The organism is Streptomyces sp. NPDC093252 (assembly GCF_040683675.1).
GTDB lineage: Bacteria > Actinomycetota > Actinomycetes > Streptomycetales > Streptomycetaceae > Streptomyces.
Map to the genome: position 1 here is coordinate 312240 of NZ_JBFBEM010000002.1, position 12555 is coordinate 324794.

Below are 12555 nucleotides of genomic sequence, written 5' to 3' on the forward strand. Positions count from 1 at the left end.
AGCAGGGCCGCCACGCTGAGCCCCTGAGCAGGGCCACCACCGAGGGACCCGCGCGACGGCACCGGGAGGACCAGTTGGAGCGGATCGGTTCCTACGCCGTCGTGCGGGAACTCGGTGCGGGCGGTATGGGCACGGTGTACCTGGCCCGGTCACGCGGCGGGCGCCTGCTCGCGGTCAAGGTGGCGAGGCCCGAGCTGGCCTCGGACCCCGACTTCCGGGCCCGGTTCCGTGCCGAGGTGGAGGCCGCGCGCAGGGTCGGCGGCTTCCACACCGCGCAGGTGGTGGACGCCGACCCGGACGGCGAACCCCCCTGGCTGGCCACGGCCTACCTACCCGGCCCGACCCTCGCCCACGTCATCCGCTCATCCGAACACCCCCTGCCCGCCCCCGAGTTGCGACAACTCGGCGCGGCACTGGCAGAGGCACTCCAGGCGGTACACGGATGCGGACTGGTCCACCGCGACCTCAAACCGGCCAACATCATCATGGCGCCGGACGGCCCGCGCGTCGTGGACTTCGGTATCGCGCGGGCCGTCGAATCCACCCGGCTGACCACGACGGGCCACACCTTCGGCACCCCCGGCTATCTCGCCCCCGAGCAGGCGGAGGGCCGTGAAGTGACGGGTGCCGCCGATGTGTTCGCCCTCGGCGCCGTCCTCGTGGCGGCGGCGGGCGGCAGCGCCTTCGGCGCGGGCACCCCGATGATGCTCATGTACCGCTCGGTCCACTCACCACCGAACCTCTCACCACTCCCAAAAGACCTGCGCGGAATCATCGCCGCATGCCTGGAGAAGAACCCCGCCCACCGCCCCACCCCAGAAAACCTGCTCGACGCCTTCACCGAAACCGCGCTCCCCACCCTCATCACGCCACCGCCGACCACCGCCGCACCCGGCACCACCACCGACTCCTTCCACGCCGAGGACGACGAACGCGCTCTGGTCATCAACACCCACGGCATCGAGATCAGGCTGGTCGAATACCGGGGCACCGCCATCGAATTCCCCTGGACCGACATCGCAAGCATCAGCCACACCTTCTCCGCCGCCGCCCGCCAGTGCACCCTGTTCATCGAGGTACCGGACGACACCCCGTACGACTGCACCCTCACCGCCCCCGACGACCCGACCTTCGCCGACTGGGCCCGACGACTGCCGGATGTCCTGAACCACTACTGCGAGTAGGACCGCCCCGCCGCGGCCGAGAGGCCCAGGGAAAGTGATCGGACCGCGTTTCCCCCGCCACCCCCACCGGCCAACGGACGTACCGTGGAGGGACATCCACCTGGTGGGGGTGCCCATGCGGTACGAGGACGAGAGCATCGGCGACCGGATCGGCCGACTGCTCGCGCAGGCGCGGACAGCCTGACCGCACAGACACCTGCCCCGGTCGTCATCACCCGCCGACCGGGGCCACTCATCTCTTGATCGCCTGCACTTCGGTTGAGCGTCGGCCGAGCTGATCATCTTCAAGAGCGAACCGGCGCTCGCGCCCGACCCGGGAAGTGGCCCGCCTCGCAGGTCAGATCGATTCTGCCCGGAAGGAAATGGTGGGGCGGGTGGGACTCGAACCCACGGCCGACGGATTATGAGTCCGCTGCTCTAACCGGCTGAGCTACCGCCCCATAGCGGCGTGTCGCGCACATTTGTGCGCGCCGTCTGCCGCAGCATAGCCGCTCATACGATCTCCTGCTCCGGATGGTCGGCTTCCCACGGCGTTCATGACCTGAGGACTCCGTGCCGCCTCGAACGGTTCCGCCGGACATGAAAACGGGCATGAAAAAGGACCCCGCTGGGGCCCTCGTTCACCAGGCTCCCCCGACTGGACTCGAACCAGTAACCTGCCGGTTAACAGCCGGCTGCTCTGCCAATTGAGCTACGGAGGACCGAGCTCCCCCGACTGGACTCGAACCAGTAACCTGCCGGTTAACAGCCGGCTGCTCTGCCAATTGAGCTACGGAGGAATGCCTCGTTGCATCGAACGTACCTACCTGGGTGTTCACCAGGGGGCGTGGGCTCGCTGCGACACATACATTAGCGCAAGCAGGGGGGTGCTCCGCCAATCGGTTCCCCCGGGCCCGACGCCGACTGCTGGACACGTCAAGAAGGGGTGGACGCCGTGCGCTACAAGCTCATGTTCGTCGCCGGACTCGCGGTGGGTTACGTACTGGGCACCAGGGCCGGGCGCGAGCGCTACGAGCAGCTCAAGAAGTCGGCGCGGCAGATCGCCGAGAACCCGGCCGTGCGCAACACCGCCGAGACCGCCGCCCAGCAGGGGCGGGAGTTCGCGGGCAAGGCCTACCACGCGGTGAGCGAGAAGGTGGGCGACCGGATGCCCGACTCGGTGGCCGACCGGGTCCGCTCGCTGCGGGAGCGCACCGCCGGTGGCGGCGGGGGCGAGGACGACTGGGGTACCAGCAATACGTGACCCGACGGTCGCCTCGGTCCCCCGATCCCGCCTCCCGGGGCGGGATCACCCCGCCCATACGGCAAAATCAAGGGCATGGGGATAGTCGCCGGGCTGGACAGCTCACCCGATTCCACTCGTATCGTCGTCTGTGACGCGGACAGCGGTTCCGTGCTGCGGACCGGGTTCGCGCCGCACCCCCTGCCCGAGGGTTCGGGCGGGGCCCGGCCCAGTGATGTCGATCCACAGGCATGGCTGCTCTCGCTGGGCGAGGCCGCCGGGGGCGGGCTGCTGGAGGGTGTGCAGGCCATCGGGGTGTCCGCGCAGCAGAACGCGCTGATCGCGCTGGACGCCCAGGGCAATACCGTACGGCCCGCGCTGGTCGGTGGGGACAAGCGGGCGCAGGTCGCCGCCGCCGATCTGGTGGACGCGCTCGGCGGGCGGGAGGCGTGGGCGCATGCCGTGGGGTGTGTGCCGCAGGCGGCGCAGCCGGTGACCAAGCTGCGCTGGCTCAGCCGGAGCGAGCCGGAGAACGCGCGGCGGGCGGCCGTCCTGATGCAGGCCCACGACTGGCTGGTGTGGCAGTTGCTGGGGCGGCCGGTGCGGCGGACGACCGACCGGGGCGGGGCCTCGGGCACCGGGTACTGGTCGGCGGCGGCCGGGGCGTACCGGCCGGATCTGGTGGAGCTGGCGCTCGGGCACCAGGCGATGCTGCCGGAGGTGATCGGTCCTGCGGATGCGGCGGGTACGACGCCGGAGGGGCTGCTGATCTCCGCCGGGACCGGCGAGACCATGGCCGCGGCGCTGGGGCTGGGGCTGGGGCTCGGGGACGCGGTGGTGTCGCTGGGGGCGTCGGGGTCGGTGATGGCCGTGCATCCCGAGGCGCTCCAGGATCCGAGCGGGATGATCACATCGCTGGCGGACGCTACGGGCATGCATTTGCCGGTCGTGACGACGCTGAACGCGGTGCGGACGTTGCGCGGGGCCGCCGAGCTGCTCGGGGCCGGGGATCTGGAGGGGCTGTCGGCGCTGGCGATGAAGTCGACGCCGGGCGCGCACGGGCTGGTGCTGCTGCCGTATCTGGAGGGTGAGCGCACCCCGAGTCTGCCGCACACCGCGGGCACCCTGGCCGGGCTGCGGCGGGAGTCGATGAAGCCGGAGCACTTCGCGCGGGCCGCGTTCGAGGGGATGCTCTGCGGGCTCGCGGACGCGCTGGACGTGCTGCGCGGGCGCGGGGTGGACGTACGGCGGGTGTTTCTGCTGGGGTCGGCGGCCGGGCTGCCGGCCGTGCAGGCGGCGGCTCCGGCGCTGTTCGGGGCGCAGGTCGTCGTGGTGCAGCCCGCCGACTACGGGGCGATCGGCGCCGCCCGGCAGGCGGCCTGGGCGCTCGGGGTGTCGCAGGGCACGCTGGACGCGCGCACCCCGCCGGGGTGGCAGGGGGCGGTGGCGGCCCAGGTGCTCGACCCGGGGGACGAGCTGGCCGTGGGACAGGCGGTGCGCCAGCAGTTCGTGGCGGTTCGGGAGCAGACTCATCCGGGTGCATTCCGGGTGTGACGGGTTCCCGGCGCGAGGTGAGGAATGTAAGAGTCCGGTAGTAAGGGGCCCCGGACGGCCGCTGAGGGCACCACCGGCGGCGTAATTCGGTTGAGGTAACGCCGGTGGAGTGTCCGACGATGGGGGCCCAGGGGGCGACCGCCCCCCACTTCCCCCCGCTCCCCTCACTCCCTGATTCTCACCTCACCTCGCCGAACCCGAGAGACCTCAGCGTGCTCATACGACTTCTGCGGACCTATCTCAGGCCCTACCGAAAACCCATCGTGCTGCTGGTGCTGCTCCAGTTCCTCCAGACCTGCGCGACGCTCTATCTGCCCACCCTCAACGCCGACATCATCGACAACGGTGTCGTCAACGGCGACACCGGCTACATCGTCGGCTACGGCGCCCTGATGATCGGGATCTCCCTGGCCCAGGTCGTCTGCAACATCGGGGCCGTCTTCTACGGGGCCCGGACCGCGGCGGCACTCGGCCGGGACGTCCGGGCCGCCGTCTTCGACCGGGTGCAGTCGTTCTCCTCCCGGGAGCTGGGGCACTTCGGGGCGCCCTCGCTGATCACCCGGACCACCAATGACGTCCAGCAGATCCAGATGCTGGCCCTGATGACCTTCACGCTGATGGTGTCGGCGCCGATCATGTGCGTGGGCGGCATCGTGCTGGCGCTCGGGCTGGACGTCCCGCTGTCCGGGGTGCTGGTGGCCGTCGTGCCGGTGCTCGGGCTGAGCGTGACGCTGATCGTGCGGGCGCTGCGCCCGCTGTTCCGGTCGATGCAGGTGCGGCTGGACACGGTGAACCGGGTGCTGCGCGAGCAGATCACCGGCAACCGGGTGATCCGGGCGTTCGTCCGCGACGCGTACGAGCAGCAGCGGTTCCGGCAGGCCAACGCCGAGCTGACGGACGTATCGGTGAAGTCCGGGAATCTGCTGGCGCTGATGTTTCCCATCGTGATGACGGTGGTGAATGTGTCGTCGATCGCGGTGGTGTGGTTCGGGGCGCACCGGATCGCCGGCGGGGGGATGCAGATCGGTGATCTGACGGCGTTCCTCTCCTATCTGATGCAGATCGTGATGTCCGTGATGATGGCCACCTTCATGTTCATGATGGTGCCGCGGGCGGAGGTGTGCGCCGAGCGGATCCAGGAGGTCCTGGACACGGAGTCGAGTGTGGTGCCGCCCGTCGCGCCGGTCACCGAGCTGCGCCGGCGCGGGTATCTGGAGATCCGGGGGGCGGGGTTCCGTTACCCGGGCGCCGAGGAGCCGGTGCTGCGGGACGTCGGTCTGGTGGCCCGGCCCGGCGAGGTCACGGCGGTGATCGGCTCGACGGGCAGCGGCAAGTCCACGCTGCTCGGGCTCGTCCCCCGGCTGTTCGACGCCACCGAGGGGGAGGTGCTGGTCGACGGTACGGCGGTGACGGCGATCGAGCCGCGGCTGCTGGCCCGGACCGTCGGGCTGGTGCCGCAGCGGCCGTATCTCTTCGCGGGGACGATCGCCACCAATCTGCGGTACGGCAATCCGGACGCCACGGATGATGAGCTGTGGCACGCGCTGGAGGTGGCGCAGGCCAGGGAGTTCGTGGCGGCGCTGGAGGGTGGGCTGAACGCGCCCGTCGCGCAGGGCGGCACCAATGTGTCCGGCGGTCAGCGGCAGCGGCTCGCCATCGCCCGGACGCTGGTGCAGCGCCCGGAGATCTTTCTCTTCGACGACTCCTTCTCCGCCCTCGACTACGCCACCGACGCCGCGCTGCGGGCCGCGCTCGCCGCGGAGACCGCCGACGCGACCGTGGTGATCGTCGCGCAGCGGGTGTCGACCATCCGCGACGCCGACCGGATCGTCGTCCTGGACGAGGGCCGGATCGTCGGCAGCGGCCGTCACCAGGAGCTGATGGCCGGGAACGCGACCTACCGGGAGATCGTGCTCTCCCAGCTCACGGAAGCGGAGGCTGCCTGATGGCCGGGCCCGCGGGGCGGATGATGGCCGGCACCGGCCCCGACAGCCGCTCGCTCGACTTCAAGAACTCGGCGAAACGGCTCATCGGCCAGTTCCGCCCGGAACGGCTGACGATCTACGCGCTGCTGGTGTGCGTGGTGATCAGCGTGGGTCTGTCGGTGATCGGGCCGAAGATCCTCGGGGACGCCACCGACCTGGTCTTCGCCGGGATCATCGGCCGGGAGATGCCCGCCGGGATCAGCCGTGCGCAGATGCTCGCCGATATGCGCGAGCGCGGCGACGGCCGGATGGCCGACATGCTCTCCGGCACCGACTTCACCCCCGGTGAGGGCATCGACTTCACCGCCGTCGGGCAGGTGCTGCTGCTCGCGCTCGGGGTGTTCCTGATCGCCGGGCTGCTGATGGCGGTGGCGACCCGGCTGGTGAACCGGGCCGTCAACCGGACGATGTTCCGGATGCGCGAGGACGTCCAGACCAAGCTGTCCCGGCTGCCGCTGTCCTACTTCGACAAGCGCCAGCGCGGCGAGGTGCTGTCCCGGGCGACCAACGACATCGACAACATCGGCCAGACCCTCCAGCAGTCCATGGGCCAGCTCATCAACTCGGTGCTGACGATCATCGGCGTGCTGGTGATGATGTTCTACGTCTCCTGGATCCTGGCGCTGGTCGCGCTGGTCACCGTGCCGCTGTCGTTCGTCGTCGCCACCCGGGTCGGCAAGCGGTCGCAGCCGCACTTCGTGGCGCAGTGGCGCACCACCGGCAAGCTCAACGCGCACATCGAGGAGATGTACACCGGCCACACTCTGGTCAAGGTCTTCGGGCGGCAGGACGAGTCGGCGGCGCAGTTCGCCGAGCAGAACGGGGAGCTGTACGAGGCCGGGTTCCGGGCGCAGTTCAACAGCGGGATCATGCAGCCGCTGATGATGTTCGTGTCGAACCTGAACTATGTGCTGGTCGCGGTGGTCGGCGGGCTGCGGGTCGCCTCCGGCGCGCTGTCCATCGGGGACGTCCAGGCGTTCATCCAGTACTCCCGGCAGTTCTCGATGCCGCTCACACAGGTCGCGTCGATGGCGAACCTGGTGCAGTCCGGGGTCGCCTCCGCCGAGCGGGTCTTCGAACTCCTCGACGCCGGGGAGCAGTCCGCGGACCCGGTGCCGGGGGTGCGGCCGGAGGAGCTGCGGGGGCGGGTGGCCCTGGAATCCGTCTCCTTCCGCTACGACCCCGACAAGCCGCTGATCGAGGAGCTGTCGCTGACGGTGGAGCCCGGTCAGACGGTCGCGATCGTCGGCCCTACCGGGGCGGGCAAGACGACGCTGGTGAATCTGCTGATGCGGTTCTACGACGTCTCCGGCGGCCGGATCACCCTCGACGGGGTCGATATCGCCGCGATGTCCCGGGACGAGCTGCGGGCCGGGATCGGCATGGTCCTCCAGGACACCTGGCTGTTCGGCGGCACGATCGCGGAGAACATCGCGTACGGCGCCACGCGCGAGGTGAGCCGCGGGGAGATCGAGGAGGCGGCACGGGCGGCGCACGCGGACCGGTTCGTCCGGACGCTGCCGGACGGGTACGACACGGTGATCGACGACGAGGGGGCGGGGGTCAGCGCCGGGGAGAAGCAGCTCATCACCATCGCGCGGGCGTTCCTGTCCGACCCGGTGATCCTGGTGCTGGACGAGGCGACGTCCTCCGTCGACACCCGGACCGAGGTGCTGATCCAGAAGGCGATGGCCAAGCTCCAGCACGGGCGGACGTCGTTCGTGATCGCCCACCGGCTCTCCACGATCCGGGACGCGGACACGATCCTGGTGATGGAGAACGGCTCGATCGTGGAGCAGGGCGCGCACGGGGAGCTGGTGGAGGCCGGGGGCGCGTACGCGCGGCTGTACAGGGCGCAGTTCGCGGAGGCGGTGGCGGAGGTGGATTAGGGGTGCCGTGGCGGGGGTGGGCGCTTGCCCGCGCGAGCGGGGTGCCGTGGCGGGGGTGGGCGCTTGCCCGCGCGAGCGGGGTGCCGCTGCGCCCACTCCCCATCGCCCTGCGGGGCAACGCCACTCTCAGTCGAGATAACCCCTCAACTGATCCGCGAACGCATGATCGCGAAGCTTGTTCAACGTCTTCGACTCGATCTGCCGGATCCGCTCCCGCGTCACCCCGAAGATCCTCCCGATCTCCTCCAGCGTCCGCGGACGCCCGTCCGCCAGCCCGTACCGCAACTGGACGACCTTGCGCTCCCGCTCCCCCAGCGTCGACAGCACCGCCTCCAGATGCTCCCGCAGCAGCAGGAACGCCGCCGACTCCACCGGGCTCGCGGCGTCACCGTCCTCGATGAGGTCGCCGAGGGCGACATCGTCCTCCTCGCCGACCGGCGCGTGCAGCGACACCGGTTCCTGGGCGAGCCGCAGCACCTCCCCCACCCGCTCCGGCGCCAGGTCGAGCTGGGCCGCGACCTCCTCCGCCGTCGGCTCGTACCCCCGTTCCTGGAGCATCCGGCGCTGCACCCGGACCACCCGGTTGATCAGCTCCACCACATGCACCGGGACCCGTATCGTGCGCGCCTGGTCGGCGAGGGCGCGGGACATGGCCTGGCGGATCCACCAGGTGGCGTACGTGGAGAACTTGTAGCCGCGGGCGTAGTCGAACTTCTCGACCGCGCGGATCAGGCCGAGGTTGCCCTCCTGGACCAGGTCGAGCATGGTCAGCCCGCGGCCGACGTACCGCTTCGCGACCGAGACGACCAGGCGGAGGTTGGCCTCGATGAGGCGGCGTTTGGCCATCCGGCCCATGACGACGAGCCGGTCGAGATCGAGGGCGAGTTCGCTGTCGAGGGCGGGGGCGGAGCCCAGTTTCTCCTCGGCGAACAGCCCGGCCTCGACCCGGCGGGCGAGGTCGACCTCCTCGGCGGCGGTGAGCAGCGGGATACGGCCGATCTCGCGGAGGTACTGGCGGAAGAGGTCGGAGGTGGGGCCGCTGGTGTCGGCGCGGGCGGGGCGGGCCGGTTCGACGGGCTCGGCGGGCTCGGCGGGTTCGACGGGTTCGGTGGCGTCCAGTGCGGCGAGGGGCGGGCCGTCGGGCTCGTCCGGGTCGGGGGCCGTGCCGGTGGCATCGGGGTGGCCCTCGGTGAGGTGCTGGGGTGGTACGGCGACCAGGACGCCGGTCTCGGTGTCCGGCCGGGCCGCGCCGGTGGTGGGGGTGTCGTTCTGCACGAGGGTCTGGGTCTGCACGGGGGCGACCTCCAGGATGATCGCTGCTGAGGCGTGCGGCAGCGCTGCTTGGGGGGCGGAGTCGACGGCCTTGCCGCTGTCCGTCCCGTACGCGATGAGCGGAACCGCGGGGGTGTGGAACCCGTGGGGGACGGGTCGGCCGCGCTCCGAGGACTCAGGCACCGCTCCCCAGTGTGGGGTACGACACATCGCCGCCACGAGGGGCGTGCGGTGACTTTTTGCGTCCGGGCTGTGACAACCAGCTCAGAGCGCGGTTGGACCCTCGTCCTGGAGTGCTCTGTCGTAGCGCGTCAACGTCATCATCTCGTTTTGGATAGCCGCAGCTTGGGCGGCATCTACGTGGCTAACGCGAGTCAGAAGGCTCTGGAGGTCATGTAGCCGACGCGCGACCGCTCGTCGGCGGACCGCCACCAACTGCCCTCCCGCATATTGCTCATCCACCGATTTGCGGCGAAGCGTCTCAACCACTAGTTCCGTGACCAGTGCACGGACAGCGTCGTCGGGGGCGGCTGCGCGGACACGGACCAGATAGTCTTGGTAATCCTCGGTACCCGATTCCGCGCCGCCCGCGTCAAAGATCACTTCGCGTACGGTGGCGTAGGGGGCGGCGGTGAATTCGTCGGCGCCATATGCGTCAAAGGCTGGCGAGACCAGGTCTGGCCGTTGGAGAGCCAGCTTCAGCAACTCACGTTCAGTGGAGTAGACAGGGTTACGCAAAGTCAAAGGAGCCCCTCCGAAGGCCCGGGCGGGAGCTTCATGCATCTGGAGGGAGTCCGTACGGGCGGGGGCAGGGCCGCGACCGCGGCGAGAGAGGTGGCCAACCCTGGTCACCACGTGCTCCGGGTCGAGAATGCCGACCAGTCCGGCCAGCAACACGGCTGTCTCCCTGCGCGCCGTTTCTTCCTTGATCTTGGCCGTGACGGGTGCGGCTTCGTCCAGAGCGGCGGCCCGACCCCCCGGAGTATCCAGGTCATAGTGCTTTACGATGTGCTGAAGGGCGAACTTGAACAACGGGGTAGGACTCTCCACCAGTCCCTTCACGGCCACGTCACCCTTCGCCAGTCGCAGATCACATGGGTCCATCCCCTCAGGAGCAATCGCGATGTAGGTCTCGGCCGCGAACTTCTGGTCGTCCTCGAATGCCCGCAGGGCAGCCTTCTGCCCGGCGGCGTCACCATCGAAGGTGAAGATCACTCTCGCCGTCGACTTGTCCATCAGAAGGCGACGGAGAATCTTGATGTGCTCATTACCAAATGATGTTCCGCAGGTCGCGATTGCTGTCGTGATCCCGGCGAGATGACACGCCATGACGTCTGTGTAGCCTTCCACCACCACGACGCTGCGCGTCTTGGCGATCTCCTTCTTCGCGAGGTCGATGCCGTAGAGCACCTGGGACTTCTTGTAGATCGCCGTCTCGGGCGTGTTGAGGTACTTGGGGCCGGTGTCGGCCTCGTAGAGCTTGCGGGCGCCGAAGCCGACGACATCGCCCGCGATGTCCCGGATGGGCCACATGAGGCGGCCCCGGAAGCGGTCGATGGGGCCGCGGCGGCCCTCCTGGGCGATGCCGGAGAGGAGCAGTTCCTTGTCGGTGAAGCCCTTGCCGCGCAGATAGCGCGTGAGGTGGTCCCAGCCCTGGGGGCTGTAGCCCACGCCGAAGTGGACGGCGGCGGTGTGGTCGAATCCGCGCTCGGTGAGGAAGGTCCGGCCGGTCTCGGCCTCCGGGGAGGTGGCGAGCTGCTCCGCGTACCACTCGGCGGCGATCTTGTGGGCCTCGACCAGGCGGATGCGCTCGCCGCGCTGGTGGGAGGGGTTGTAACCGCCCTCCTCGTAGCGCAGGGTGATGCCAGCCTGGGCGGCGAGGCGCTCGACCGCCTCGGAGAAGGAGAGGTGGTCCACCTTCATCACGAAGGTGATGGTGTCGCCGCCCTCCTGGCAGCCGAAGCAGTGGAAGAGTCCCTTGCTCGGGCTGACCTGGAAGGACGGCGACTTCTCGTCATGGAACGGGCAGAGGCCCTTGAGGTTGCCCCCGCCCGCGTTGCGCAACTGGAGGTACTCGGACACCACGGCGTCGATCGGGACCCCGTCCCGAACCGCCTTCACGTCCTCGTCGTTGATCCGTCCAGCCACGAGGAGAGTCTACGGGGGCGCACTGACACTCACGGGACGAGGTTTTCCAGCGCAATGTGCGGGTCCGCCAGATCGTCGGTGCTCACCGGGGCTCCGGAGCGGATCAACTGCTGGATCGGGTCTGTGACATCCCACACGTTCACATTCATCCCGGCCAGCACCCGCCCCTCCTTCAGCCAGAACGCGATGAACTCCCGCTTCGCCGCGTCCCCCCGGATCACCACCTGGTCGTACGACCCGGGCGGCGCCCAGCCGCTGTACTCCATCCCCAGGTCGTACTGGTCGGAGAAGAAGTACGGCACCCGGTCGTACGGCGTGTCCGTGCCGAGCATCGACCGGGCGGCGGCCGGTCCGCCGTTGAGGGCGTTCGCCCAGTGCTCCACCCGGACCCGGGCCCCGAACAGGGCGTGCGGGAAGGCGGCCACATCACCGGCGGCGTAGATGTCGGGGTCGGAGGTGCGCAGCCGTTCGTCCACCAGGATGCCGCCGCCGTCCGCGCGGTCGGCGATCGCCAGTCCCGCCGACTCGGCGAGGCCCGTGCGGGGAGCGGCGCCGATCGCGGCGAGCACGTCGTGCGCCGGGTGCTCCTCGCCGTCGTCGGTGCGGGCGGCCAGGACCAGGCCGTCCTGGCCGACGATCTCGGTGAGCCGCGCCCCGAAGTGGAACCGGACCCCGCGGGAGCGGTGCAGCTCCGCGAAGAGGGCGCCCAGCTCCGGGCCCAGCACCCCGTACAGCGGGGTCGGCGCCGACTCCACGACGGTGACCTCCGCGCCGTACTCCCGGGCCGCCGCGGCGACCTCCAGACCGATCCAGCCGGCCCCGGCGATCACGATGTGCCCGTTGTCCCGGCCCAGGGCGGACAGGACACCCTTGAGGCGTTCGGCGTGGTGGAGGCGGCGCAGATGGTGGACGCCCGCGAGGTCCGTGCCGGGGATGTCCAGGCGGCGGGGCTCGGAGCCGGTGGCCAGCAGCAGCTTGTCGTAGTGGACAAGGGTGCCGTCGTCACCGAAGCGGACGGTCTTCGCCGCGCGGTCGATCCGGTCGACGGTCTGGCCGAGATGCAGTTCGATGTCGTGGCGCGCGTACCAGGCGGGTTCGTGCACGAAGACGCTGTCGCGCTCCTCCTTGCCGAGGAGGTAGCCCTTGGACAGCGGCGGGCGCTCGTACGGGTGGTCGCGTTCGTCGCAGATCAGTATCACCCGCCCGTTGAAACCCTCCGCCCGGAGCGTCTCGGCCGCCTTCGCCCCGGCGAGCCCGCCTCCGACGATGACGAATGTCTGATCCGCGTCGACCACTTGATG

General features: G+C 69.9%; 8 protein-coding genes and 3 tRNA genes. 5 read left to right on the forward strand and 6 right to left on the reverse strand.

The window, feature by feature from the left end:
• The first annotated feature begins 74 nt into the window (after nt 1–74).
• Complete coding sequence (locus tag AB0O01_RS04580; RefSeq protein ID WP_365310957.1) at nt 75–1184, forward strand: serine/threonine-protein kinase; 1110 nt, start codon at nt 75–77, stop codon at nt 1182–1184.
• A 363-nt stretch (nt 1185–1547) separates the two neighbouring features.
• Here the strand turns inward: AB0O01_RS04580 and AB0O01_RS04585 are convergent.
• The 3 genes from AB0O01_RS04585 to AB0O01_RS04595 all read right to left on the reverse strand — a co-directional run bounded on the left by AB0O01_RS04585 (nt 1548) and on the right by AB0O01_RS04595 (nt 1963).
• Nucleotides 1548–1624, reverse strand: a tRNA-Ile gene (locus AB0O01_RS04585).
• 188 nt (nt 1625–1812) lie between these two features.
• Nucleotides 1813–1885, reverse strand: a tRNA-Asn gene (locus AB0O01_RS04590).
• Nucleotides 1886–1890: 5 nt separating this feature from the next.
• A tRNA-Asn gene (locus AB0O01_RS04595) sits at nt 1891–1963 on the reverse strand.
• A gap of 155 nt (nt 1964–2118) precedes the next feature.
• Here AB0O01_RS04595 and AB0O01_RS04600 point away from each other — a divergent pair.
• The 4 genes from AB0O01_RS04600 (at nt 2119) to AB0O01_RS04615 (ending at nt 7834) form a co-directional block, all read left to right on the forward strand.
• Entirely contained in the window at nt 2119–2427 is a 309-nt protein-coding gene (locus AB0O01_RS04600) for a YtxH domain-containing protein (protein ID WP_365310958.1), read from the forward strand.
• A 75-nt stretch (nt 2428–2502) separates the two neighbouring features.
• The gene (locus AB0O01_RS04605; RefSeq protein ID WP_365310959.1) at nt 2503–3960 is read left to right on the forward strand and encodes an FGGY family carbohydrate kinase; all 1458 of its coding nucleotides are present in this window, start codon (nt 2503–2505) and stop codon (nt 3958–3960) included.
• A 212-nt stretch (nt 3961–4172) separates the two neighbouring features.
• The gene (locus AB0O01_RS04610) at nt 4173–5906 is read left to right on the forward strand and encodes an ABC transporter ATP-binding protein (RefSeq protein ID WP_365310960.1); all 1734 of its coding nucleotides are present in this window, start codon (nt 4173–4175) and stop codon (nt 5904–5906) included.
• Nucleotides 5906–7834 carry an ABC transporter ATP-binding protein gene (locus AB0O01_RS04615; protein WP_365310961.1) on the forward strand — a complete coding sequence of 643 codons (1929 nt, stop codon included), beginning with the start codon at nt 5906–5908 and terminating at the stop codon, nt 7832–7834. The genes AB0O01_RS04610 and AB0O01_RS04615 overlap by 1 nt, the downstream gene beginning before the upstream one ends.
• A 126-nt stretch (nt 7835–7960) precedes the next feature.
• On the opposite strand, the gene AB0O01_RS04620 is transcribed toward AB0O01_RS04615, so the two are convergent.
• From AB0O01_RS04620 to AB0O01_RS04630, 3 genes are all read right to left on the reverse strand, one after another.
• Nucleotides 7961–9289, reverse strand: coding sequence for an RNA polymerase sigma factor (locus tag AB0O01_RS04620; protein ID WP_365310962.1), 1329 nt, complete (start codon nt 9287–9289; stop codon nt 7961–7963).
• 81 nt (nt 9290–9370) lie between these two features.
• A complete protein-coding gene (gene dnaG / locus AB0O01_RS04625) occupies nt 9371–11254 on the reverse strand; it encodes a DNA primase (protein ID WP_365310963.1) in 1884 nt (627 codons plus the stop codon).
• A 29-nt stretch (nt 11255–11283) separates the two neighbouring features.
• The gene (locus tag AB0O01_RS04630; protein WP_365310965.1) at nt 11284–12549 is read right to left on the reverse strand and encodes an FAD-dependent oxidoreductase; all 1266 of its coding nucleotides are present in this window, start codon (nt 12547–12549) and stop codon (nt 11284–11286) included.
• Nucleotides 12550–12555: the final 6 nt, after the last annotated feature.